The sequence below is a fragment of the Paracoccus aminovorans genome (genome assembly GCF_001546115.1).
Classification (GTDB): domain Bacteria; phylum Pseudomonadota; class Alphaproteobacteria; order Rhodobacterales; family Rhodobacteraceae; genus Paracoccus; species Paracoccus aminovorans_B.
In genome coordinates this window covers 1,984,300-2,008,061 of the sequence record NZ_KQ955208.1, presented here as the reverse complement: position 1 = coordinate 2,008,061, position 23,762 = coordinate 1,984,300, and the positions used below count along the sequence as shown (strand labels likewise).

General features: G+C 69.0%; 25 protein-coding genes and 1 tRNA gene. 11 read left to right on the top strand and 15 right to left on the bottom strand.

The genetic code is table 11. The features are described from left to right. Positions 1–49 precede the first annotated feature (49 nt). From ASV56_RS10290 to ASV56_RS10265, 6 genes are all read right to left on the bottom strand, one after another. The gene (locus ASV56_RS10290; protein ID WP_062561885.1) at positions 50–487 is read right to left on the bottom strand and encodes a hypothetical protein; all 438 of its coding nucleotides are present in this window, start codon (positions 485–487) and stop codon (positions 50–52) included. Between the two features lie 61 nt (positions 488–548). After that, a complete protein-coding gene (locus ASV56_RS10285) occupies positions 549–1,067 on the bottom strand; it encodes a sarcosine oxidase subunit gamma (RefSeq protein WP_062561884.1) in 519 nt (172 codons plus the stop codon). Continuing rightward, a complete protein-coding gene (locus ASV56_RS10280; protein WP_062561883.1) occupies positions 1,060–3,990 on the bottom strand; it encodes a sarcosine oxidase subunit alpha family protein in 2,931 nt (976 codons plus the stop codon). Before ASV56_RS10280 ends, ASV56_RS10285 begins: the two co-directional genes overlap by 8 nt. After that, positions 3,987–4,352, bottom strand: coding sequence for a sarcosine oxidase subunit delta (locus tag ASV56_RS10275; protein WP_062561882.1), 366 nt, complete (start codon positions 4,350–4,352; stop codon positions 3,987–3,989). Before ASV56_RS10275 ends, ASV56_RS10280 begins: the two co-directional genes overlap by 4 nt. Positions 4,353–4,652: 300 nt before the next feature. Beyond that, positions 4,653–4,919: a hypothetical protein gene (locus ASV56_RS10270; protein ID WP_062561881.1), complete on the bottom strand. Its 267-nt coding sequence runs from the start codon at positions 4,917–4,919 to the stop codon at positions 4,653–4,655. 154 nt (positions 4,920–5,073) lie between these two features. Beyond that, the gene (locus tag ASV56_RS10265; RefSeq protein ID WP_062561880.1) at positions 5,074–6,345 is read right to left on the bottom strand and encodes a sarcosine oxidase subunit beta family protein; all 1,272 of its coding nucleotides are present in this window, start codon (positions 6,343–6,345) and stop codon (positions 5,074–5,076) included. 202 nt (positions 6,346–6,547) lie between these two features. Between ASV56_RS10265 and ccmI the strand changes: the two genes are divergently transcribed. The 3 genes from ccmI to ASV56_RS10250 are packed head-to-tail and all read left to right on the top strand — an operon-like array spanning position 6,548 to position 8,420. Then, on the top strand, positions 6,548–7,765 hold the full coding sequence (gene ccmI, locus ASV56_RS10260) for a c-type cytochrome biogenesis protein CcmI (protein ID WP_062561879.1): 1,218 nt from the start codon (positions 6,548–6,550) through the stop codon (positions 7,763–7,765). Next, on the top strand, positions 7,762–8,229 hold the full coding sequence (gene ruvX, locus ASV56_RS10255; RefSeq protein ID WP_062561878.1) for a Holliday junction resolvase RuvX: 468 nt from the start codon (positions 7,762–7,764) through the stop codon (positions 8,227–8,229). Before ccmI ends, ruvX begins: the two co-directional genes overlap by 4 nt. Continuing rightward, the gene (locus ASV56_RS10250; protein ID WP_062561877.1) at positions 8,226–8,420 is read left to right on the top strand and encodes a DUF1289 domain-containing protein; all 195 of its coding nucleotides are present in this window, start codon (positions 8,226–8,228) and stop codon (positions 8,418–8,420) included. The genes ruvX and ASV56_RS10250 overlap by 4 nt, the downstream gene beginning before the upstream one ends. A 291-nt stretch (positions 8,421–8,711) precedes the next feature. Here the strand turns inward: ASV56_RS10250 and ASV56_RS10245 are convergent, their stop codons facing one another. Genes ASV56_RS10245 through ASV56_RS10235 form a run of 3 tightly spaced genes read right to left on the bottom strand, consistent with a single transcriptional unit; the run spans position 8,712 to position 11,179 of the window. Then, positions 8,712–9,062 (bottom strand): hypothetical protein, encoded by a 351-nt coding sequence (locus ASV56_RS10245; RefSeq protein WP_062561876.1) that lies wholly within the window; start codon positions 9,060–9,062, stop codon positions 8,712–8,714. Beyond that, positions 9,059–9,967 carry a DnaJ C-terminal domain-containing protein gene (locus tag ASV56_RS10240; RefSeq protein ID WP_062561875.1) on the bottom strand — a complete coding sequence of 303 codons (909 nt, stop codon included), beginning with the start codon at positions 9,965–9,967 and terminating at the stop codon, positions 9,059–9,061. The genes ASV56_RS10245 and ASV56_RS10240 overlap by 4 nt, the downstream gene beginning before the upstream one ends. Before the next feature lie 18 nt (positions 9,968–9,985). After that, on the bottom strand, positions 9,986–11,179 hold the full coding sequence (locus ASV56_RS10235; protein ID WP_062561874.1) for an ROK family transcriptional regulator: 1,194 nt from the start codon (positions 11,177–11,179) through the stop codon (positions 9,986–9,988). Between the two features lie 120 nt (positions 11,180–11,299). Between ASV56_RS10235 and ASV56_RS10230 the strand changes: the two genes are divergently transcribed. The 4 genes from ASV56_RS10230 to ASV56_RS10215 all read left to right on the top strand — a co-directional run bounded on the left by ASV56_RS10230 (position 11,300) and on the right by ASV56_RS10215 (position 14,917). Continuing rightward, a complete protein-coding gene (locus tag ASV56_RS10230) occupies positions 11,300–12,319 on the top strand; it encodes a sugar ABC transporter substrate-binding protein (RefSeq protein ID WP_062561873.1) in 1,020 nt (339 codons plus the stop codon). A 94-nt stretch (positions 12,320–12,413) separates the two neighbouring features. Beyond that, positions 12,414–13,487: an ABC transporter permease gene (locus ASV56_RS10225; protein ID WP_062561872.1), complete on the top strand. Its 1,074-nt coding sequence runs from the start codon at positions 12,414–12,416 to the stop codon at positions 13,485–13,487. Beyond that, complete coding sequence (locus tag ASV56_RS10220; protein ID WP_062561871.1) at positions 13,484–14,266, top strand: ATP-binding cassette domain-containing protein; 783 nt, start codon at positions 13,484–13,486, stop codon at positions 14,264–14,266. Before ASV56_RS10225 ends, ASV56_RS10220 begins: the two co-directional genes overlap by 4 nt. Positions 14,267–14,326: 60 nt before the next feature. Continuing rightward, positions 14,327–14,917, top strand: coding sequence for an AAA family ATPase (locus ASV56_RS10215; protein ID WP_062561870.1), 591 nt, complete (start codon positions 14,327–14,329; stop codon positions 14,915–14,917). Here the strand turns inward: ASV56_RS10215 and mog are convergent. From mog to ASV56_RS10200, 3 genes are all read right to left on the bottom strand, one after another. Next, positions 14,914–15,453, bottom strand: coding sequence for a molybdopterin adenylyltransferase (gene mog, locus ASV56_RS10210; protein ID WP_062561869.1), 540 nt, complete (start codon positions 15,451–15,453; stop codon positions 14,914–14,916). The genes ASV56_RS10215 and mog overlap by 4 nt on opposite strands. A gap of 41 nt (positions 15,454–15,494) precedes the next feature. After that, the gene (locus ASV56_RS10205; RefSeq protein ID WP_062561868.1) at positions 15,495–15,974 is read right to left on the bottom strand and encodes a VOC family protein; all 480 of its coding nucleotides are present in this window, start codon (positions 15,972–15,974) and stop codon (positions 15,495–15,497) included. Positions 15,975–16,069: 95 nt separating this feature from the next. After that, entirely contained in the window at positions 16,070–17,296 is a 1,227-nt protein-coding gene (locus tag ASV56_RS10200; protein WP_062561867.1) for an argininosuccinate synthase, read from the bottom strand. A gap of 103 nt (positions 17,297–17,399) precedes the next feature. Here ASV56_RS10200 and ASV56_RS10195 point away from each other — a divergent pair, with 103 nt between their 5' ends. After that, positions 17,400–18,164, top strand: a complete 765-nt coding sequence (locus ASV56_RS10195) for a hypothetical protein (RefSeq protein WP_062561866.1) — start codon at positions 17,400–17,402, stop codon at positions 18,162–18,164. 44 nt (positions 18,165–18,208) lie between these two features. Beyond that, a complete protein-coding gene (gene ilvA, locus ASV56_RS10190) occupies positions 18,209–19,450 on the top strand; it encodes a threonine ammonia-lyase IlvA (RefSeq protein ID WP_062561865.1) in 1,242 nt (413 codons plus the stop codon). A 21-nt stretch (positions 19,451–19,471) separates the two neighbouring features. On the opposite strand, the gene ASV56_RS10185 is transcribed toward ilvA, so the two are convergent. Continuing rightward, a complete protein-coding gene (locus tag ASV56_RS10185) occupies positions 19,472–19,825 on the bottom strand; it encodes a histidine kinase (RefSeq protein ID WP_062561864.1) in 354 nt (117 codons plus the stop codon). 117 nt (positions 19,826–19,942) lie between these two features. On the opposite strand from ASV56_RS10185, the gene ASV56_RS10180 reads away from it, so the two are divergent. Beyond that, complete coding sequence (locus ASV56_RS10180) at positions 19,943–21,223, top strand: PP2C family protein-serine/threonine phosphatase (protein WP_062561863.1); 1,281 nt, start codon at positions 19,943–19,945, stop codon at positions 21,221–21,223. Here the strand turns inward: ASV56_RS10180 and ASV56_RS10175 are convergent. Together ASV56_RS10175 and ASV56_RS10170 are read right to left on the bottom strand one after the other, a co-directional pair. After that, entirely contained in the window at positions 21,208–21,669 is a 462-nt protein-coding gene (locus ASV56_RS10175) for an NUDIX domain-containing protein (RefSeq protein WP_062561862.1), read from the bottom strand. The genes ASV56_RS10180 and ASV56_RS10175 overlap by 16 nt on opposite strands. 161 nt (positions 21,670–21,830) lie before the next feature. After that, positions 21,831–21,915, bottom strand: a tRNA-Leu gene (locus ASV56_RS10170). A 247-nt stretch (positions 21,916–22,162) separates the two neighbouring features. Between ASV56_RS10170 and ASV56_RS10165 the strand changes: the two genes are divergently transcribed. Beyond that, complete coding sequence (locus ASV56_RS10165; protein WP_062561861.1) at positions 22,163–23,752, top strand: GMC oxidoreductase; 1,590 nt, start codon at positions 22,163–22,165, stop codon at positions 23,750–23,752. Positions 23,753–23,762 lie beyond the last annotated feature (10 nt).

The following is a 23,762-nucleotide window of genomic DNA, read 5'->3' as shown; positions in this document are numbered from 1 at the left end:
AAAGCCCTGTCGGCCGCTAAACGTCTTCAATGCGCCGCGGGTTCCGGGATTAGCGGTCGGGCGGCGCGCCGCAGACGCCGCGCCCGATCATGACATTGTCATAACCCAGCGCCGTGACCACGACCTCGGCCGCGCCGTCGCGCTTCGACACCGTCAGGCGGAAATCCAGCCGCTCGGTGCGCTGGCCGGACTGGTTCCGCACCCCGGCCAGCGCCCAGCCATAGCTGCGCGCCCGGGCGTCGTCGGCGACGAGCTGGGCCTGGATCGGCCGGCCGACCTGATCTTTCAGGATCGGGTCGAAGACCTCAATCCGGCCCTGCTGCGGGCCGGAGACCTGCCGGGTCAGCATGATGAAGTCGGGCACCCAGCCGGTGCCGCTTTCGTCGGCGATCTGGCACATCATCACCCGCGGCGGCTCTTGCGCCAGCAGCGGCGCGGGCAGCAGGGTGGACAGGCAAAGCGCCGTCGGGCGCAGGATGGGACGCATGGAATCAACCCCTTGAGCGTGACCCCCATGCATACGCCCCACCGGCGCCCAGGCAAGGGAATTAGCGCGGCTCCAGATGCGTGCCGGGCGCCGCGGCGCCGGTCAGGATGCCGCGCAGGTAATCCGCGACCGAGCGGAAGCCGACCAGGACATAGCCGGCCTGGTCGCGCCAGATGCCGCAGGCGACCTGGGCGGCGCGGGTGCGGCGCAGCCCGTCCGGGGGCATCGCCGCCAGGTCGGTCGGGCAGAGCTTCATCAGCACCTGCGCGGCCTTCGGCCCGTCGATGCGGAACATGGCCCGCATGTCGCTGACGTCCAGCACCAGCGCGTGCTCGCCGGCCAGCGCCTCGGTCAGCGCCGAGAGCGCCTCGGCCGTCTCGGCGCGCGGCAGGACCAGCAGCAGCTCGTCGGGGGACATCCAGCCCAAGAGGCGGCTGCCGTCGGTGGTGGTGCGGCCCTGGCCCGGCAGCGCCAGCCCCGCCGCGCCGGCGATGGCATCGCCCGCGCGGTCCAGGTCGGCGCGGATCTGGATCATGCCGCGATCCTGCACCTGAGAGATCTTCGCCAGTGCCTCAGCCATTCGCCCGGCTCCCTTCCTTGTCATAGAACACCGGATCGACGATCCGCGCCTTGTAGGTTTCCTGCCCCGCGACCGGGAATTCCAGCACCTCGCCCATGCGGTCGGGGCCGTTCAGCACGATGCCCATGGCGATCGGCTTCGACAGCGTCGGCGACATATAGGTCGAGGTCACCCGGCCCTGGGTCTTGCGCTGGCCGTTGGGATTGACGCCCTCGGCCACCGCCAGCGCACCGTCGGGCAGCACCCGGCCGTCGAGGCTTTCGAGCCCCACCAACTTCCAGCGGCGCGGGTCGGTCATGTGGCTGCGTTCCTGGGCGCGCTTGCCGATGTAGTCGGTCTTCTTCTTGCTGATCGCCCAGCCCAGGCCCAGGTCCTGCGGGATCACCGTGCCGTCGGTCTCGTCGCCGATCATGATGAAGCCCTTTTCGGCGCGCATGACGTGCATCGCCTCGGTGCCATAGGGGGTGACGTCCAGGTCGCGCCCGGCCTCATGCAGCTTTTCCCACAGCTCGAGGCCGCGGTTCGCCGGCACCGCCACCTCGAAGGACAATTCGCCCGAGAAGCTGATGCGGAAGACGCGCGCCGGGATGCCGGCGATCTCGCCCTCGGCCCATTGCATGAAGGGCAGCGCCTCGGCCGACAGGTCCATGCCGCCCAGCCGTTCCAGCAGCACGCGGGCCTTGGGGCCGACCACGGCGACCTGCGCCCATTGCTCGGTCACGTTGGCGGTATAGACCTTCCAGTCCCACCATTCGCATTGCAGCCAGTCTTCCATATGCGCGTGCATGCGGTCGGCGCCGCCGGTGGTGGTGTGGACCAGCCAGGTGTCTTCGGACAGGCGCGCGGCGACGCCGTCATCGACGAGGAAGCCGTTCTCGTTGCAGATCAAGCCATAGCGGCACTTGCCGACCGGCAGGCTGGACATCATGCCGGTATACATCATGTCGAGGAATTTCCCGGCATCCGGGCCCTTGACGATGATCTTGCCCAGCGTCGAGGCGTCGAGCGTGCCCACCGAGGCGCGCACCGCGCGGATTTCCCGCGCCACCGCGTCGCCGTGGCTTTCGCCGGGTTTCGGGTAGCAATAGGCGCGGCGCCAGTGGCCGACCGGCTCGAAGAAGGCGCCGTGGCTTTCGTGCCAGGCGTGCATCGGGGTCTTGCGCAGCGGCTGGAACACCTCGCCCCGCGCCTCGGCAGCGATGGTGCCAAGGGTCAGCGGCGTATAGGGCGGGCGGAAGGTCGTGGTGCCGGTCTGCGGGATCGGCTGCTTCAGCGCGTTCGACAGCACCGCGAGGCCGTTGATGTTGCTGACCTTGCCCTGGTCGGTCGCCATGCCCAGCGTGGTATAGCGCTTGGTGTGCTCGACCGACTGGTAGCCCTCTTGCGCGGCCAGTTCCACGTCCGACACCTTCACGTCGTTCTGGAAGTCGAGCCACATCTTGAACTTCATCTTGCGGGTGGCGTTGGCTGGCATGACCCAGACCGGCAGGATGGCCTGCTCCGCGCCTGCGCCGGTCGCTTCAGCGACCAGCAGGTCGCCCGCGGCCGCGCCCACGGCCGAAGCCATCGCGCGGCCGTCGGCGCCGGTCGGCGGCCGGTTCGGATCGGGGGCGAACATCGCCTGCGCATCCGACCAGTTCAGCTTGCCGCCGCAATGGCTCCACAGGTGCACGACCGGGGACCAGCCGCCGGACATGGCGACGCAATCGGCGTCGATCACCTCGGTCACATCGCCCGAGCCGGCATGGGCGCACAGCTTGACGCCCTCGACCGCCTTGCCGCCCTTGATGCCGGCGATGGCGCTGCCGGTCAGCACGCGCACGCCGCGCGCCCGCACCGCCTCGGGCAGCGCGCCCGTGGCCGAGGCGCGCGCGTCGATCACCGCCGCGACCTGGAGGCCGGCGTCCAGCGCCACCAGCGCCGTGCGATAGGCGTCGTCGTTGTTCGTCACCACCACGATCTTGCGGCCCGGGGCCACGCCGTAGAGGTCAATGAAATCGCGCACCGCCGAGGCCAGGATCACGCCCGGCACGTCATTGCCGGCAAAGCTCAGCGGCCGTTCCAGCGCGCCCGAGGCAACCACGACATGGCCGGCGCGGATGCGCCACAGCCGCTGGCGCGGCAGGCCGGCGTTCGGGTCGTGATCGGCAATCGCCTCGCGCGCCAGCAGATAGCCGTGGTCGTAAAGCCCGGTCGCCATGGTCGAGCGGCGCAGCGTGGCATTCGGCAGCGCCCGCAGTTCGGCCAGAAGCGCGTCGATGCGCGTCTGCCCGTCCGCGTGGTCGGTGGGGGTGCGGCCGCCGAATTGCGGCGTCTGCTCGATCACCCAGACCGACTTGCCCTGTTTCGCGGCATCGCGCGCCGCCGTCAGGCCGGCGATGCCGCCGCCCACCACGACCACGTCGACATGGGCATAGGCCTGTTCATAGCGGTCCGGATCGGCCTCGGTCGGGGCTTTGCCGAGGCCGGCCGAGCGGCGGATGATCGGCTCGAACACATGCTTCCAGAACGGGCGCGGGTGGATGAAGGTCTTGTAGTAGAAGCCGGCCGGCAGGAAGCGATACATCCAGTTGTTGATCGCGCCGACGTCGGCGTTCAGGCTGGGCCAGCAGTTCTGCGGCGCGGTGACCATGCCGCCGACCAGGGCCGTGGTGGTGGCGCGCTGGTTCGGCTCGAACCGGCCGCCCTCGCCCAGGCCCAAAAGCGCGTTGGGTTCCTCGGCGCCCGAGGCGACGGGGCCGCGCGGGCGGTGATACTTGAAGCTGCGGCCCATCATGATCTGGCCGTTCGCCAGGATCGCCGAGGCCAGCGTGTCGCCCACGACCCCGCGCATCTGGCGGCCGTCGAAGCGGAAGGGCAGTTGATAGGCGCGGTCGATCAGGCGTCCGCCGCGCGGCAGGCGGAAGGGTCCGGTCTGGGTCATGCTTTCGGGCTTTCGGCGGAGGTGTCAGCGTTGGTTTCGATCCAGTCCGGCTGCCAGCCCGGGCGGGCGGCCTGCACGGCGGCGACGATTTCGGGCGTCGGATGCGGGGTCTGGGCCTTGTAGGTGCCAAAGACCTGCAGCGTGGCGGTGTCGCGCGCGGCCAGGAACCACTTGCCGCAGCCATAGGCATGGCGCCAGCGTTCGAAATGCACGCCCTTGGGGTTCTTGCGGGCAAACAGGTAGGATTCGAAATCCGCATCGGACGAGCCGGGGCCGAAACGCTTCAGATGCGCCTCGCCACCCGGAGCGAGTTCGGTCTCCTCGGCACTGATGCCGCAATAGGGGCAGGTCAGGATCAGCATCGTTCACTCCTTGACGGCAGGACGCACGCAGCCGCAAGCGCCCGGGCGGTCGGCCGGGGGCGCGGGGCAGCGTCGGTAAGCGGGACTTGGGGGAGGTGGCGCCGGGCGAGAGGCCGGCCCGTATTCAGGCCGACAGGCGGCAGGGCCAGGCCGCCGGGCAAAGACTGCCCAGCGGCGGCAAGCGCCCGTTCAAGGCCAGGGCAGCGCCGAGGCGCCGCCAGGAAAACAATGCAAGCCGAGGGGCGATGCGCCCCCCGGACCCGTGCAGTCGGGGCGCCCGAAGGCGCCGGAAAGGTCGCCTCAGTTCGCCGGCGCGGCAGGGGCCGCAGGGTCGGCCGGGGCCGGGGTAGCGGGCTCAGGCGTGGCCGGGGTTGCAGGCGTGCTGGGTTCGACCGAGACGGCACCGTCATCGGCCGGCGCAGGCTCGGTGCTGACCGCAGGCGGCGTCGCCGGTTCGGTGGTCGCTGCGGGCTCGGTGCCCGAGGACATGAACCAATAGATGACGACCAGCACGACGACGATGACGCCGGCGATGATCCAGGTGTTGCTCTTGTTCGGTTCGGCCATGAAGAAAACTCCTTGGTCATGGTGACGTGCAAGGACAATTCGCCAAAGCCGCGATAGTTTCCCATGGGTTGCGCGATTTCTTCCGCCCCGGGGATTTGGGCGGAAACCGGCCGCTGGCGGCCGGGCGCAGGCAGGATGCCGCGCGGTGCTGCCATCAGTGCGCCACCCCCGCGGCGACGCTCTCGTCGATGAAGCGGCCCTCGATGAAGCGGTTCAGGCCGAAATCGGCGGCCAGCGGGCCGGGCTGGCCCTTGGCCACCAGCTCGGCCATGGCCCAGCCCGAGCCGGGAATGGCCTTGAAGCCGCCGGTGCCCCAGCCACAGTTGACGAAGATATTGCCGACCGGCGTCGTGGACAGGATCGGCGAGCGGTCGCCGGTCATGTCGACGATGCCGCCCCATTGCCGCAGCATCTTCAGCCGCGACAGCATCGGGAAGGTCTCGATCAGCGCGCGGACGGTTTCCTCGACATGCTGCCACGAGCCGCGCTGGGTGTAGTTGTTGAAGCCGTCGGTGCCGCCGCCGATCACCATCTCGCCCTTGTCGGATTGCGACAGGTAGCCGTGCACGGTGTTGGCCATGATGACCAGGTCGCAGCAGGGCTTGATCGGCTCGCTGACCAGCGCCTGCAGCGCCAGCGATTCGATGGGCAGGCGGAAGCCGGCCATCTCGGCCATGACCGAGGAATGCCCGGCCACGACCAGCGCCAGCTTGTCGCATTCGATGCGGCCCTTGCCGGTGTTGACCGCGCGGACTTGGCCGTTCGCGGTCTCGATGCCGGTGACTTCGCAGTTCTGGATGATGTGCATGCCCATGGCCGAGCAGGCCCGGGCATAGCCCCAGGCCACGGCGTCGTGGCGCGCGGTGCCGCCGCGCTCTTGATAGAGGGCGCCCAGCACCGGGTAGCGCGGCCCGTCGATGTTGATGATGGGCAGCATCTCCTTGATGCGCTGGGGGGTGATGTATTCGGTCGATACGCCCTGCAGCTGGTTGGCGTAGACGGTGCGCTTGTAGCCGCGGACCTCGTGTTCGGTCTGGGCCAGCATCAGCAGGCCGCGCGGGCTGAACATGATGTTGTAGTTCAGGTCCTGGGACAGGTTCTCGTAGAGTTTCAACGCCTTGTCATAGATCGCCGCCGAGGGATCCTGCAGGTAGTTCGAGCGGATGATGGTGGTGTTGCGGCCGGTGTTGCCGCCGCCCAGCCAGCCCTTCTCGATGATGGCGACATCGGTGATGCCGTAGTTCTTGCCCAGGTAATAGGCGGTGGCGAGGCCGTGGCCGCCGGCGCCGACGATGACGACCTGGTATTTCTTCTTCGGCTCCGGGCTTTGCCAGGCGCGTTTCCAGCCGCTGTGCAGCCGCATGGCCTCGCGGGCGATGGCAAAGACCGAATAGCGGCCGGTGCTGGAACTTGCGGATGCGGACATGGTTGGACCCCTTGCGACTCGACCCGTGCAGAGTGTCTTTCGGGGGCTTTTCGGGCAAGCCCGCTTGCGACGGCGTGACCGTCGAATTGCGTCAGGGGCGGGCGCAGATGTCCCGGCTGGCCCGGCGCGCCTTGTCGCAGGGCTTTGACTTTCTCATGGCGCGCAAAGCCGCTATCACCGGGAAAGCCACGAAGGGGAAGCCATGTTCTGGATCATCTGCGCCGCGCTGGCCGGCGTGGTCGCCATCGCCATCGCCGCGCCGCTGCTGCGCCGGCGCGGTGTCGCCGGGGACGAGCCGGCCGCCGCCTATGACCTGCGCGTCTATCGCGACCAGCTGCGCGAGGTGGACCGCGATCAGGAGCGCGGGGTGATCGACGCCGGCGATGCCGAGCGCCTGCGGGTCGAGATCGGCCGCAAGGTGCTGGCCGCCGACCGCGTGCTGCAAGCCTCGGGCGGCCCCCGGCGCGTCAACGGCGGCATCGCGGCGCTGGCGGTGCTGGCGGTGGTGCTGGCCGGCACCTTCGCGCTTTACCAGCGGCTGGGCCAGCCCGAGCATCCCGACCAGCCTATCGCCCGCCGCATCGCCGAGGCGCAGGCCCGCTATGACGCCCGCCCGACGCAAGAGCAGGCCGAGGCCAAGGCCCCCGACCGCGCGGCACCGGCGCTTTCGGCCGAGGACATGGCGCTGATCGAGCGGCTGCGCCAGGCCGCCGGCCAGCGTCCCGACGACCTGCAAGGCCAGGAGCTGCTGGCGCGCTATGAACAGGCCCTGGGCAATCTCGTCGCCGCGAAGCAGGCGCAGAGCCGCGTGGTGGCGCTGAAGGGTGCGCGGGCCACGGCGCAGGATTACGCCGAGCTGGCCGACCTGGCCGCCCGCGCCGCCGGCGGCATCATCACCGCCGAGGCCGAGGCGGCGATCAACCGTGCCGGCACGCTCGACCCCAAGAATCCGCTGGCGCGCTTCCTGGCCGGCTATCTCCAGGTCCAGAGCGGCCGGCCCGACCGCGCCTTCCCGATCTGGGCCGCGCTTCTGGCCGAGGGACACCGCGCCGAGCCCTGGCATGCCTTCGTGCGCAGCAGCATCGGCGACCTGGCCTGGTTCGCCGGCCGCCCCGACTATGTCCCGCCCGACGAGACCGCCCTGCCCGGCCCCGATGCCGACGCCCTGGCGGCGGCCGAGGACATGACGCCCGAACAGCGCCGCGCCATGGTGCAGGGCATGGTGCAGGGGCTGGAAAACCGGCTGGCGACCCAGGGCGGCACGCCCGAGGAATGGGCGCGGCTGATCGGGTCGCTGGCCGTGCTCGAGGACCGCGACCGCGCCGGCGCCATCCTGGCCGAGGCGCGCAGCCGCTTCGCCAGCACGCCCGAGGCGCTGGCCACGGTGAATGCGGCAGCGAAACAGGCGGGGCTGGAATGATCTGCGAAGCCATCGAGGATTTTGCCGCCGCCCTGCCCCGCACCGGCGCCATCGCCGGGCTGGACCTGGGCACCAAGACCATCGGCGTCGCGGTCAGCGACGGTCTGCGTTCGGTCGCCTCGCCCATCACGGTGATCCGACGCGAGAAATTCACCCTCGACGCGCAGGCGCTGCTGAAGATCGCGGCGGATCGCGGGCTGGTCGGGCTGGTGCTGGGCCTGCCGCGCAACATGGACGGCAGCGAAGGGCCGCGCGCGCAATCCACCCGCGCCTTTGCCCGCAACCTGGAGCGGCTGACGCCGCTGCCCATCGGCTTCTGGGACGAGCGCCTGTCCACCGTCGCGGCCGAGCGCGCGCTGCTGGAGGCCGACACCTCGCGCAAGCGCCGCGCCGAGGTCATCGACCAGGTCGCCGCCGGCTATATCCTGCAAGGCGCGCTGGACCGGCTGCGGCACCTGGCATGAGCGTCTCCAGCCCCTGCATTAGGATCTGCCAGATCGACGCCGAAAGCCGGCTCTGCATCGGCTGCTGGCGCAGTCTGGACGAGATCGCAGCCTGGGGCGGGATGACCGAGACGCAAAGGCTGGCCGTGATGGCCAGCCTGGCTGCGCGCAAGGCGCGGTTCGGTTCCGGGCCGGCTGCGTCCCCGGCGTGAAAGGCCACAGGAACGTCCCGGGGCATCGTCCACGCCGTCGTTGTCGGTGACGGTCCAGACCGTGCCGCCGGGCGCAATCGCCATGTCGGCCTGCACATGGCCGATGCGCCGCTTCAGCTCGCTTGTCGCCCCCGACACCTTTCCAAGGCGCGGGCTTCACCCCTCGGGCGGCTGGCCGCCTGCCGATCGGATTGATGCGGTCGCGGCGCGCGCCCCGCTCCCTCAAGCCGATCCCGGCGTTGCGCGGCCCCGCGATGCGGCGACCTTGGACGACCGGCCTGTGGGAGACGATCAGCCTTGGCGGATCACCCGCACCTCGCGGATCGCGGCCTTGAGGCGCAGCCGGGTCTCGACCGGCTCGCGCGCCACGGCATCCAGCATCGCCCGCATGTCGCCGCGCAGGCCGTGCAGCTGATCGACCAGCGACAGCACCATGGCCAGCGCCTCTTCGTCCAGGTGATAGCCCTCGGCCAGGTCCACGACCAGGCTGAGCCGCGCCAGGTCGAGATCGCGAAACAGCGGCCCCTGCGCGGATTGCACCGGCGCCACCACGCCGGCGCGGATGTAGCGCTCGAGCTGCTCGGCGCCCAGGTCGTCGATCAGGCTCAGGGTTTCGGCCAGGGTGTAATGGCGCTGGGTCATTTGCCCCTCCGGGGATCATAGGCGTGGTTTTCCCGCCAGCCGCGCATGAACTCGGCCAGTTCGTCGTCCACATGCGGCGGCATGACGATCTTCAGGACGACATGCTGGTCGCCGCGCTTGCCGCCCGAGCCCTTGATGCCGCGCCCCTTCAGCCGCAGCTTCTGGCCCGAGTTCGCGCCGCGCGGGACGGTCAGCATGACGGGTCCGTCGATGGTCTGGGCCTCGACCTTGCCGCCCAGCACCGCCTCGTCGATGGTGATCGGCAGCGTGGTTTCCACGTCGTCGCCGTCGCGGCGCCAATCGGGGTCGTCGGCCACGATCAGCGTCAGCAGCGCATCGCCCGGCTCGCCCTCGCCCATGCCCATGCCGCCCTTGCCGCGCAGGCGAATCACCTGGCCGTCATGGGCGCCCTCGGGGATCTTCACCTCCAGCACGCTGCCGTCGGGCATGGTGATCCGGGTCGAGCCGCCGCGGGCGGCGGTCATGAAGTCGATCTCCAGCGTGAAACGCTGGTCGGGGCCGCGCATGTCGAAACTCCTCGCCCCGCCGCCGCGCCGCGCCTGCGCCCGCTGGCCGAACAGGTCGGAAAACACGTCCGAGAAGTCCTCGAAGCCGTGGCTCTGGCGATAGGGGTTGTCGCCCTGCTCGGCATATTCGCGGTAGTAATGCCGCTGCGGCCGCTCCTGTCCCTGGGCGTCGATCTCGCCCTTGTCGAAGCGGGCGCGCTGCTCGGGATCCTTCAGCAGGTCATAGGCCGAGGAAGCGGCCTTGAAGCGTTCATGCGCGGCGGGGTCGGGGTTCAGGTCCGGATGATCGGTCTTGGCGATCTTGCGATAGGCCTTCTTGATTTCGTCCTGCGTGGCGGTCCTTGCCAGGCCCAGCGCCTTGTATGGATCGTCGGCCATGGCCGCGGCTTCCTTTCTTCACCTGTCATCCCCGGAACGCGGTTGCGCCCCTTCGGTTTCCTGCCCGAGCCGCGGCGGACGCGGCGCCGCGAAGGTGCCGCCGGGCATGAAGCCCGCGCCAAGCGGCAGCGCCGCCGCGCCCAGCGTGCGGGCCCGCCGCCCCAGGGTGCCGGCGCGCACCTCGGGCAAGGTGACGCCGTGGTGCCGCGTGCCGGCCAGCGCCTCTGCCGTTGCCGCGACCAGCGCGTCGCGCAGGGCGGCGGGCATGGCGCCGTCGATCACCACCAGCGGCAGGTCCAGCGCGGCCACCGTTCCCAGCGCCGCATGGGACAGCACCCGCGCCGATTCGTCCAGCCATTGCCGTAGGGTAGCCGGCGGCAGGTCCCAAGCCTCGTCCTCCAGCGGCAGTTCGCGCCCCAGCCGCGATTCCAGCGTCGAGACCGAGGCCACGTCCAGCAATTGCTGGCCGCCCGGCACCGGGAACGAGCCCATGGCGCCGGCATTGCGCGACGGCCCCAGCCGCAGCCGGCCGTCCAGCACCACGCCGCCGCCGCCGAAATGCGCGAGGTAGAAATACAGGAAATCCTCGGGCAGCTCCTCGGTGCCGAACATCATCTCGGCAGCGCAGGCGCAGGAGCCGTCGTTTTCCAGCCAGACCGGCAGGTCCAGCGCCTGGGCCAGTTCCTGGCGCAGGTCGCGGCCGCGCCAGGGCGCCATCTCGCGCGCCCAGTCCCACAGGTAGAACGGGCTGGCGATGCCCATGCCCGACAGCCGCGCGCGCTGCGCTTCGGTCAGCCCGGCCAGCAGCTCGGCACTGGCCGAGACCGCGAAGTCCCGGATCGCATCGGGCTGTGGAAAGGCATGGGGCAGCGCGCGCATCTGCCTGATCTGGCCGGCGAAATCGACCAGCACCAGCTCGGCCACCCGGCGCCCGACCTTGAGGCCCAGAAACAGCGCCCCGTCCGGCGCCAGCGCCAGCGGCAGCAGCGGCTGGCCGACCTTGCCGCGCTGCCGCTCGCCCCCCGCGTCCAGCAACCCGTCGGCGATCAGTTCGCGGGTGATATTGGTCACGGCCTGGGCGGAAAGCCCGGTGGCCTGAGCCAGGGCCGCGCGCGGCATCGGCCCGTTGCGGCGAATCAGCCACAGGATCAGCCGCTCGTTATGGCTGCGCAACCGTTGCGGCACCGCCGCCGCAGGCATGGCATTCGTCATGGTCACATCCTCCCCCGTATATAAATCAACGAAATTGATTTATTGACAAGCCCCCATCCGATAAGGCAGCTTTTAGACGGAGGAGCGGACGGGAAACCCGCCCAGAGGAGGAAAGACCAGATGAGCAAGACGAAACTGCTGCGCGCGGTGCTGGCGGGCTCGGCCCTGACGATGATCGCCGGCATGGCACAGGCCGACAGCGCCTGCCTGATCACCAAGACCGACACCAACCCCTTCTTCGTGAAGATGAAGGAAGGCGCCGCGGCCAAGGCCCAGGAACTGGGGCTGGAGCTGAAGGCCTATGCCGGCAAGATCGACGGCGACCACGAGGGCCAGGTGGCGGCGGTCGAGGCCTGCGTGGCCGATGGCGCCAAGGGCATCCTGATCACCGCCTCGGACACCAAGGCCATCGTCGATGCGGTCAAGGCTGCACGCGACGCCGGCCTGCTGGTCATCGCGCTGGATACGCCGCTGGACCCGATCGACGCCGCCGATGCGACCTTCGCCACCGACAACTTCAAGGCGGGCGAGCTGATCGGGCAATGGGCCAAGGCGACCCTGGGCGACAAGGCGGCGGATGCCAGGATCGCCATGCTGGACCTGGCCATCTCGCAGCCCTCGGTCGACGTGCTGCGCGACCAGGGCTTCCTGCAGGGCTTCGGCGTCGAACTGGGCGATCCGGCGAAATGGGGCGACGAGACCGACCCGCGCATCGTCGGCCACGAGGTCACCTCGGGCAACGAGGAAGGCGGGCTGACGGCGATGGAATCGCTGCTGGCCAAGGATCCCGACATCAACCTGGTCTATACGATCAACGAGCCCGCCGCCGCCGGCGCCTATGAGGCGCTGAAGGCCGTCGGCCGCGAAAAGGACGTGCTGATCGTGTCGGTCGATGGCGGCTGCCCGGGCGTGCAGAACGTCAAGGACGGCGTGATCGGCGCCACCTCGCAGCAATATCCGCTGGCCATGGCCGCCCAGGGCATCGAGGCCATCGCCGCCTTTGCCAAGGACGGCACCAAGCCGGCCGCGACCGAGGGCAAGGACTTCACCGACACCGGCGTGGCGCTGGTCACCGACAAGCCGGCCGAGGGCGTCGAGTCGATCGACAGCGCCAAGGGCGCCGAGCTGTGCTGGGGCTGATCGCCACCTGAATCGCCGGGTGGGGCGCGGCGCGTCCCACTCACAGCAGGCAAGCGGCGCCGGCTGGCGCCTCGCAAGGGGGGGAAGACCGTCCATGTCATCGGATGCAAAGACGGCCACCAGCTACGAGGAGGGCCTGGCGGGCGCCTCGGAAACGGTTGCCGAGTTCCAGGAACAGAAAAGCGCGCTGAAGCGCCTGCAGCATTGGCTGCACATGACGCCGTCGGCAGTGCCGATGATCGTGCTGGTGGTGGCGCTGGTCATCTTCGGCCTCTTGTCGCCGAACTTCTTCAAGGCGGTGACGCTGTCCACCATCCTGCAGCAGATCGCCATCGTCGGCATTCTGGGCTGCGCGCAATCGCTGGTGGTGCTGACCGCCGGCATCGACCTGTCGGTCGGCGCCATCGCGGTGTTCTCCTCGGTGCTGATGGGGCAGTTCACCTTTCGCTACGGCATCCCGGCGCCGCTTTCCATCGCCGCGGGCCTGGCGCTTGGCACCGCCATGGGCTTTGCCAACGGCTGGCTGGTGGCCAAGGTCAAGCTGCCGCCCTTCATCGTGACGCTGGGCACCTGGCAGATCATCCTGGCGGCGAACTACATCTATTCCGCGAACGAGACCATCCGCTCGTCAGCCATCGCCGCCGAGGCGCCGGCCCTGCAATTCTGGGGTAAATCCATCCAGCCGGGCGGGGTCAAGGTGCTTTTCGCGGTGTTCCTGATGGTCGCGCTGGTCGCCATCCTGGCCTATGTGCTGCGCCATACCGCCTGGGGCCGCCATGTCTATGCCGTGGGCGACGACCCGGATGCGGCGGAGCTGGCGGGGGTGCGGACCAAGCGCATCCTGATCCAGGTCTATGCGCTGGCCGGCCTGTTCTGCGCCATCGCCGGCTGGGTGATGATCGGCCGCTTCGGCTCGGTCTCGCCCTCGGCCTCGACCGGGCAGCTGGGCAATATCCAGTCCATCACCGCGGTGGTGATCGGCGGCATCAGCCTGTTCGGCGGGCGCGGGTCCATCGTCGGCATGTTCTTCGGCGCGCTGATCGTCGGCGTGTTCGAGATGGGGCTGAAGATGGTCGGCACCGACCCGCAATGGACCTTTTTCCTGATTGGCATGCTCATCATCCTCGCCGTGGCGGTGGATCAATGGATCAGAAAGGCATCGGCATGACTGAAGAACCGCTTCTGAAGGCCCGCGGCCTGGTCAAGCGCTATGGCAAGGTGACGGCGCTGAACAACTGCGACTTCGACCTGATGCCGGGCGAGATCCTGGCGGTGATCGGCGACAACGGCGCGGGGAAATCCAGCCTCATCAAGGCGCTGTCGGGCGCGGTGCAGCCCGACGAGGGCGAGATCATGCTGGACGGCAAGCCGGTGCGCTTCGCCAGCCCCTTGGAGGCACGCGGTCACGGCATCGAATGCGTCTACCAGACGCTGGCCATGTCCCCCGCCCTGTCGATCGCCGACAACATGTTCATGGGCCGCGAGCTGCGCAAGCCCGGGATCATGGGCAGCCTGCTGCGCCAGCTCGACCGTCCGGCGATGGAGAAATTCGCCCGCGAGAAGCTGACCGAGCTGGGGCTGATGACCATCCAGAACATCAACCAGGCGGTCGAGACGCTGTCGGGCGGCCAGCGCCAGGGCGTCGCCGTGGCCCGCGCCGCGGCCTTCGGCTCCAAGGTGGTGATCCTGGACGAGCCGACCGCGGCGCTGGGGGTCAAGGAAAGCCGGCGGGTGCTGGAGCTGATCCGCGACGTGCGCTCGCGCGGCATCCCGATCATCCTGATCAGCCATAACATGCCGCATGTGTTCGAGGTGGCGGATCGCATCCATATCCATCGCCTGGGTCGGCGGCTCTGCGTGATCCGGCCGCAGGATTATTCCATGTCGGATGCGGTGGCCTTCATGACCGGGGCGAAAGTCCCGGACGAAGTGGCCGAGGCCGCCTGAGCCTCGAGGGATGGGGGGCGCTGCCCCCCGTCCTGCGGACTCCCCCCGGGATATTTGTGCATGAAAGAAATACTCGATCAGGTGGCGCGGCTGGGCGCGGGCAGGCGGCTGGTGGCCATCGTGGGGGCGCCGGGGTCGGGGAAATCCACCCTGGCCGAGGGGCTCGTCGCCGCCGTGCCGGGGGCGGTGCTGGTGCCGATGGACGGGTTTCACCTGGACAACCGGCTGCTGGACCAAGACGGGCTGCGGGCGCGCAAGGGGGCGCCCGAAACCTTCGACGCCGAGGGTTTCGTCGCCCTGATCCGCCGCCTGAAGCAGGGCGGCGCGGTGGTCTATCCGGTCTTCGACCGCGACCGCGACCTAGCCGTCGCCGGCGCCGGGCGCGTCGAGGAGCAGGCGAGGCTGGTGGTGGTCGAGGGCAATTACCTGCTCTTGGACCGCGCGCCTTGGCGTGAGCTGGCCGGGCTTTGGGATCTGTCGGTCATGCTGGACGTGCCCGCCGAAGAGCTGCGCCGCCGGCTGACGGCGCGCTGGCAGGGCCTGGGCCAGTCGCCGGCCGAGGTGCTGGCGCATCTGGAGAACGACCTGGCCAATGCCGAGACGGTGGCGGATCACTCGCTGCCCGCCGATCTGCGTCTGGCGAATGCCTAGGCCTTGGGGCGAAAGGCCTTGATCCGGGCCGGGTCGGTGTCGATGAAGCCGGCGCCGATCAGGTCAAGGCAATAGGGCACCGCGGCAAAGACCGCGTCGAGGCAGGTGGCGATGGCCGAGGGCTTGCCGGGGATGGTGATCATCAGCGTGGCGCCGCGGATGCCGGCGGTCTGGCGCGACAGGATCGCGGTCGGCACCTCGCGCAGGCTGGCGCGGCGCATCTCCTCGCCAAAGCCGGGCAGTTCCTTTTCCATGACATCGGCCATGGCCTCGGGCGTCTGGTCGCGCGGCGCCGGCCCGGTGCCGCCGGTGATCAGGATCAGGTCGGTGCCCTGGTCGCACAGCATACGCAGGGTGGCGGCCACGCTCTCGCGGCCGTCGGGGATGATGGTCCGGCTGATCTGCATCGGCGTGGTCACGGTGGCGCGCAGCCAGTCCTCGGCGCCCGGGCCGCCCTTGTCCTGATATTCGCAGCGGCTCGCGCGGTCCGAGACGGTGACGATGGCGATGCGGGCGGGGCGGGGCGTCTGGGTCATGGCCGCATCCTGACGCGGCCGGCCCGCAAAGAAAAGCGCCTTCAGCCGCGCCGGGCCGCGTCGATGGTCGCCACGTCGATCTTTTGCATCGTCATCATCGCGTCGAAGGCGCGCTTCGCCTCGTCGCCGCCCGCTGCCATCGCCTCGAGCAGCGTGCGCGGCGTGATCTGCCACGAGATGCCCCAGCGGTCCTTGCACCAGCCGCAGTCGCTTTCCCGTCCGCCATTGCCGACGATGGCGTTCCAGTAGCGGTCGGTCTCTTCCTGGTCCGCGGTCGCGACCTGGAATGAAAACGCCTCGTTGTGCTTGAAGACCGGGCCGCCGTTCAGCCCGACGCAGGGGATGCCCAGCACGGTGAATTCGACGGTCAGCACGTCGCCCGCCTTGCCCGAGGGATAGTCGCCCGGCGCATGGCGCACCGCCGTCACCGCGCTGTCGGGAAAGGTCTCGGCATAGAACCGCGCCGCCGCCTCGGCATCCTTGTCATACCACAGGCAGATGGTGTTTTTCGGAATTGTCATGGCTTTGCCCTCCGTTTGCGGGGGCAACGCAGCGGGACGGCCGCGCGTTCCGGCAGGAAAAAGGCCGCGGCACGGGGCCACGGCCTGATCGTCGCCTACTTGAAGCGGGCGTTGCGGTTCGCCACCAGCTTCAGCCGCAGCGCGTTCAGCTTGATGAAGCCCGCCGCGTCCTTCTGGTCATAGGCGCCGGCGTCCTCCTCGAAGGTCACGTGCTTTTCGCTGTAGAGCGAATGATCCGACCAGCGGCCGACGCAGGCGACCGAGCCCTTGTAGAGCTTCAGCCGCACCGTGCCGCTGACATGCTCTTGCGACTTGTCGATCAGGGCCTGCAGCATCTCGCGCTCGGGGCTGAACCAGAAGCCGTTGTAGATCAGCTCGGCATAGCGCGGCATGATCGAGTCCTTGAGATGGCCCGCGCCGCTGTCCAGGGTGATCTGCTCGATGCCGCGATGCGCCTCCAGCAGGATGGTGCCGCCGGGGGTTTCGTAGATGCCGCGCGACTTCATGCCGACGAAGCGGTTTTCCACGAAGTCGAGCCGGCCGATGCCGTGCTTGCGGCCGTATTCGTTCAGGTCGGTCAGGATCGTCGCCGGCGACAGCGCCTGGCCGTTGATCGCGACCGCATCGCCCTGCTCGAAGGTGATCTCGATATATTCCGGCGTGTCCGGCGCATCCTCGGGGTTGACGGTGCGCTGATAGACATAGTCGGGGGCTTCCTCGGCCGGGTTTTCCAGCGCCTTGCCCTCGGACGAGGTGTGCAGCAGGTTCGCGTCGACGCTGAAGGGCGCCTCGCCGCGCTTGTCCTTGGCGATCGGGATCTGGTTCGCCTCGGCGAATTCGATCAGCTTGGTGCGCGAGGTCAGGTCCCAGATCCGCCAGGGCGCGATTACCTTGATCGCCGGGTCCAGCGCATAGGCGCTGAGTTCGAAGCGCACCTGGTCGTTGCCCTTGCCGGTGGCGCCATGGGCCACGGCATCGGCGCCATGCTGATGCGCGAGTTCGACCAGCCGCTTCGAGATCAGCGGCCGCGCGATCGAGGTGCCGAGCAGATAGAGCCCCTCATAGACCGCATTGGCGCGGAACATCGGGAAGACGAAGTCGCGCACGAATTCCTCGCGCAGGTCCTCGATGTGGATGTTTTCGGGGCGGATGCCCAGAAGCTCGGCCTTCTTGCGCGCCGGGTCCAGCTCTTCGCCCTGGCCGAGGTCGGCAGTGAAGGTGATGACCTCGCAGCCATATTCGGTCTGCAGCCATTTCAGGATGATCGAGGTGTCGAGCCCGCCCGAATAGGCAAGGACGACTTTCTTCGGCGCGTCGGACATGCGGTTAACCCTTCGTGGAATTTCGGAGGGGAATAGGACGTTTCCCGCCTTGTCACAAGGGGAAGGCCCACCTAATCATCCCCGCATTGGACAAGGAAATTCGATGAAGATCCTGCGCATTCCCGCAGCGACCCTGCAGCAGGTGCTGCGCCGTCCCGGCCAGACCCTGCGCATACTGGGCCTGCCGACGCTGATCGGCATCCTGTCGCTGGTCCTGTCCATGGTCCTGACGGCGCAGGCGGGTCTTTCCAGCCCTATGGTGATCGCCGTCCTGCTGGGGCTGACGGGGTTGCAGCAGCTTCTGCTGGCGAGCTGGGCGGCCGTCAACTTCCACCGCCACGTCCTGCTGGGCGAACGCTTCGGCGTCCTGCCGCGGCTGCACCTGCGCGAAACGGCGCGCTACGCGTTGGGATTGCTGCTGATCGTCCTGCTCTGCCTGGCGATCCTGATCCCGTTCATGCTGGTCCTCGTGCAGCTGGCGGGCCAGTCGACCCACCCCGGGCGCGTCCTGTTCCTGGCCCGGGTCCTGCCCGCCGCCGTGGTCTATGCGATGGCGCTGCGGCTGGCCGGCCCGCTGCCCGGCCTGGCCATCGGCCGCAGCTACGGCGAGGGGTTCGGCCAGCAACAGGGCACGCAGCCGCTGATGATCGCCCTGGCGCTGCTGATCGTGGCGCTGTCCGAACTGGCGCATCTGATCTGGGTGCTGCTGGAACCCGGCCTGCTGTCCTTTCTTGCCGGTATCGACCTGACCCTGGGCAGTTCGGCCCTGCTGGCGCTCTTGCTGCTGGTCCGAGGATTCGCGGCGATCCTTGGCATCAGCCTGCTGACGGCGATCTACGCCAGCCATCGCGACCGCCCGGCGATCTGACCTTCCCTCTTGTCAAGACACGACTTTCGCGCCATTGCCCGCGCATGGAAAACTTTGCCGCCTCTGTCCGCCAGGCAGGGATCGCGCTGCGCGACCTCTTCGAGCCGACCCCGCTTCAGAAGAACGACCACCTCTCGGCCCGCTATGGCGCCGAGATCTGGCTGAAACGCGAAGACTTGACGCCGGTGCGCAGCTACAAGCTGCGCGGCGCCTTCAACGCCATGCGCAAGATCGTGGCGCGGGGCGGGGCCAGCCATTTCGTCTGCGCCAGCGCTGGAAACCACGCCCAGGGCATGGCCTTCGCCTGCCGGCATTTCGGTGCGCGCGGCACCATCTTCATGCCGGTGACCACGCCGCAGCAGAAGATCGCCAAGACCCGGATCTTTGGCGGCGCCGCCGTCGAGATCGTGCTGACCGGCGATTATTTCGACCAGACCCTCACCGCCGCGCAGGAATTCGCGCGCCGGGACAGGGCCACCTTCCTGTCGCCCTTCGATGACGCCGACATCATCGAGGGCCAGGCGACCGTCGGGCTGGAGCTGCTGGACCAGCTGGGCCGGGCGCCCGACCTGGTCGTGCTGCCGGTCGGCGGCGGCGGTTTGGCGGCCGGCGTGACCAGCCTTCTGGCCGAGCTCGCCCCCCGCACCGAAATCGCCTTTGCCGAACCCGAGGGCGGCGCCAGCCTGCGCGAGGCGCTGCTGACCGGCGCCCAGGTCACCCTGCCGGCGGTGGACAATTTCGTCGACGGCGCCGCCGTGGCGCGGATCGGCGACCTGCCCTTCGCGGCGCTGAAACGCTTCTCGGCCGCGCAGGTCCATCCCGCGCCCGAGGATCGCATCTGCGCCACCATGCTCGACATGCTCAATATCGAGGGCATCGTGCTGGAACCCGCCGGCGCGCTGGCGGTGGACGTGCTGCGCGACATGCCCGACCTCGCCGGCAAGCGCGTGGTCTGCCTCTGCTCGGGCGGCAATTTCGACTTCGAGCGCCTGCCCGAGGTCAAGGAACGCGCGCAGCGTTTCTCGGGGCTGAAGCGTTATTTCATCCTGCGCATGCCGCAACGCCCCGGCGCGCTGCGTGATTTCCTGCAATTGCTCGGCCCCGAGGATGACATCGCCCGGTTCGAATACCTGAAGAAATCGGCGCGCAACTTCGGCTCGATCCTGATCGGCATCGAGACCACCCGGCCCGAGAACCTGGACAGCCTGCGCGCCCGGCTGGAGGCGGCGGGCATCGGCTATCGCGACATCACCCGCGACCCTGTGCTGGCGGAATTCCTGATCTGATCTTGGCCCGACCCTCCCCCTTCAGGCGCGGCGCATGCTGGTCCGGACGGGGCAGGCATCGGCCTCCAGCCCGCGCATCAGCGCCCGCTTCGATTCGGAATAGCTTTGCAGCAGGCCGGGGGTGTCGACCTGCATCGGCCGCCCACCCGCCGCGATGCGTTCACCCTGGTCGCAGAGATTGCCGAAGTCGGAAAAGCCCAGGTTCCAGGCACAACCCTTCAGGAAATGCAGGTTGGTCTCCAGCCGCAGGGCATTGCGCCGCGACAGGCGCATGAGCACGCCCTCGACCTCGTCGAGAAACAGCTCGAGGATCAGCTGGAACTCGTCGTCCCCGACCTCGGCGCGCAGTTCGTTGATGCGGTCCCAATCCAGCATGGACAACCTTTGCAAGAATCATGCCGCCAGCTTAGCAGCAATTTCATCTCTGGCGTGTTAATCGCGAAAATTGTCAGGATTAACGGAGTCTTCAGCTCGGCGGGTTAGACCGGGGGCATGATGATCCTCGACAGCCAGGCCGTGAAGTCGATTCCGCATAATTCGCGGCTGGTCCTGCTTGTCGACGACAGCCGGGCGCAACGGCGCACGCTGGCGGTGCAGCTGATCCGCGCCGGCTATCACGTGGTCGAGGCCGCCAGCGGCGAAGAGGCGATGCGGATCTGCCTGGACCGCCGGCCGGACATCGTGATCTCGGACTGGATGATGCCGGGGCAGACCGGGCTGGAATTCTGCCGCCAGTTCAGGGACATGCAATCCGACCGCTACGGCTATTTCATCCTGCTGACCTCGCGCAACGACAAGAAGGACATTGCCGAAGGGCTGCGCGCCGGGGCCGACGAATTCATGACCAAGCCGGTATCGGGCGCGGAACTGCTGGCCCGGCTTTCCGCCAGCGAGCGCATCCTGCGCATGGAGGAGAGCCTGCGCAGCACCAATGCCCAGTTGCGCGACACGCTGGACCAGCTGCGCGAGACCCAGGCCGCCATCGACCGCGACCTGCGCGAGGCGCGGCGCCTGCAGCAGGGGCTGGTGCGCGAAAGGCACGGCCATTTCGGCGATTTCGAACTGTCGCTGCTGATGCGCCCGGCCGGCCAGATCGGCGGCGACCTGGTCGGCTTCTTCCCGATCAATGCCCGGCGCGTCGGCATGTTCGCGCTGGACGTGGCCGGCCATGGCGTGGCGGCGGCGCTGCTCAGTGCCCGGCTGGCGGCGCTGCTTTCGGGCGCCACCGACCACAATGTCGCGCTGCGCATCACCGAGCTCGGCCTCTATGACGCCCATCCCCCGGCCGAGATCCTGCGCCTGCTCAACACGCTGATGATCCAGGAATTGCGCACCGATTCCTATTTCACCATGGTCTATGCCGACCTGGATTTCCTCAGCGGTCGGCTGCGGCTGGTGCAGGCCGGCCATCCCCATCCGGTCCTGCAACGCGCCGATGGCAGCATGGAGCGGATCGGCGGCGGCGGGCTGCCGGTCGGCGTCTTCGACCATGCCGAATACGAAGAGGTGCAGCTGTTCCTGCACCCCGGCGACCGGCTGTTCATCGCCTCGGACGGGCTGACCGAGGCTGAGAATGCCCGCGGCGAGCCGCTGGGCGAAGAGGGGCTTCAGGCCATCCTGCGCACCAACGCCCTGCTGCGGGGCGACGCGCTGCTGGAATCGATCTGCTGGTCGGCCGCAAATTACGCCGGCGGCCAGCGCAACGACGACATCTCGGCCGTGCTGATCGAGCGGCGCGGGCCCGTCACGTCGCTGGATCAGCCGCGCGGCTGATCCCTGACACCGCGCTGCAAGGCCGCGGTCACGAAGGCCCGCCCGCCGGGATCGGGCAACAGCCGCGCGACCTGGTCCAGCGGCACCCAATGCGCCTCATGCCCGGCCTCGCGGGGCGGACCGCGGCGCAGCACCGGCCGGGCGATCCAGACCGAGCACAGCTTCTCGGCCCAGAATCCGTAATCCGGCATGAAGCAGAACCGGCGATAGGCACCCAGGCGCCGGCAGCCGCCGATGCTCCAGCCGGTCTCCTCGGCCACCTCGCGATGCAGGGCGCAAAGCGGCGATTCGCCGGGGTCGATGCCGCCGCCGGGCAGCTGGAACTCGGGGACCGGCGCGCGCTGGAACGTCAGCAGCGCCGCATCGCCGCGGATCAGCAGCGCATAGGCCCCCGGGCGCAAGCGATAGTCCCGCGCCCCGGGCGGCGGTCCGAACCGTGGAATCATCGCCTGCCCCTTTCCGCTCCGGCCCGGCCGGCATCACGGCCTTGCCCGGCTTCTTTGCTCTTCAAATACCCACGCGACCGCGCCACCGGCGCGGGCTTGGCAATCAGCGCGGGCAGAAAACAAAAACCGCGCAAACCCAAAGGCTTGCGCGGTTTTTATTTTGGTGCCCAGGAGAGGACTCGAACCTCCACGCCTTGCGGCACACGGACCTGAACCGTGCGCGTCTACCAATTCCGCCACCTGGGCAGGTCGCGTAAGCCGGGTGATTAAGGCCAGCCGCGGGGGGTGTCAACGGGGGTCCGGCGAAAATCTTCGCGCCGCGCAAATCTTTTTTCGCCCGCCCCGAAAGACCCCGCACCCGGGCCTTGCCGGGCCGGCCGCGCACCCCGTCCGGGCCTGTCCATTCGGCCAGCTTGCCGGGCAAATCCCGGCGGGATTAGAAGGGCTTCACAACCCGTATAATGTTGCCTGTGCCCCAGTCGAACGGACCATCATGGATGACCTCATAAGCCGCGAATGGGATGCCATCGTGATCGGCACCGGCGTGGGCGGCGGCACGGCCGGACGGCGCCTGGCCGAACAGGGACTTTCCGTGCTCTACCTGGAAAAGGGCCCCGACCTGGGCGACGCCGCCCTGCCCGCCCTGGGGATCGAGACCCGCGATCCCGACGAACGGCTCGCCAACGGCGCCTGGCCCCGGCTGCTCGAGGCGGAACTCGACGGCGCATGGTGCGAGCTCGACGGCATGATCGGCGCCGGCGTCGGCGGCACCTCGGCCTATTACGCCGCGACCCTGGAACGGCCCGAGCGGCACGACCTGGACGACAGCGACGGCCATCCGCATCCCACCGGCGGCTGGCCCGTCGGCTATGACGAGATGCGGCCCTGGTTCGAACTGGCCGAGCGCTATTTCCACATCAATGGCGAGATTGATCCGCTGGCCCCGAACGGTGCCGCGCTGCTGGCGCCGGTGCTGCCGCTGCCGGCCTCGGATGCGGCGTTGATGCAGGATCTGCGCCGCGCCGGCATGCACCCCTATCGCACCCATATGGCGGCGCGCTTCCTGCCCGGCTGCGAGAACTGCTTCGGCCGGCGCTGCGCGCGGCGCTGCAAGATGGACGGCCGCACGGCCGGCGTGCTGCCGGCGCTGGAGACCGGGCGCGCCGCGCTGATCGACCGCTGCACCGTCACCCGGATCGAGGCCGATGCCGGCCGGGTCCAGGCCCTGACCTGCCAGCACCAAGGCCGGGAATTCACCCTGCGCGCCCGGCGCTACGTGCTCGCGGCCGGCGGGCTGGCATCGCCGGCGCTGCTGCTCAATTCGGCGGCCGAGGCCTGGCCCGAGGGGCTTGGCAACCGCAGCGGGCTGGTCGGGCGCAACCTGATGTTCCACCTGTCCGAGATCATCGCGATCTGGGCCGGGCGCGGCCGGGAGGAGGCGACGCGCTCGATCAGCCTGCGCGACCTCTATTTCATGGAGGGCCAGCGCTTCGGCACCGTGCAATCCATGGGGCTGAGCGCCGGTTTCGGCGAGATCCTGCATGCGCTGCACGGCCGCTTCGACCAGTCGCCGCTGCGCCGGCTGCGGGTGCTGCGCCACGGGCTGCGCATCCCGGCCACCATCGCCGCGCGGATGCTGGGCAACGCCAAGCTGTTCGTCGGCGTGCTGGAGGACCTGCCCTATGCCGGGAACCGCGTGCTGCCCGATGCGGCCGATCCCGACCGGCTGCGCTTTCACTACGACATCTCGGACGAGCTGCGCGGCCGCCGCGCCGCCTTCCGCAAGGCGATGCGCCAGGCCTTCCGGCCGCATCGCGCCATGTTCATGGGCGCGGCGCCGCAGCTGAACTTCGCCCATCCCTGCGGCACGCTGCGCTTCGGCGACGATCCGCACAGCAGCGTGCTGGACCGCGACTGCCGCCTGCACGGGGTGGAAAACCTTTACGTGGCCGACAGTTCCTTCATGCCGACCTCGAACGGCGTCAATCCCAGCCTGACCATCGCCGCCAATGCGCTGCGGGTGGCGGATGCGGTCGCGGACGGGCTGCGGCCACGGCTTGCCGCTGGCGGCGGGCTTGGGTAATGAACGGACA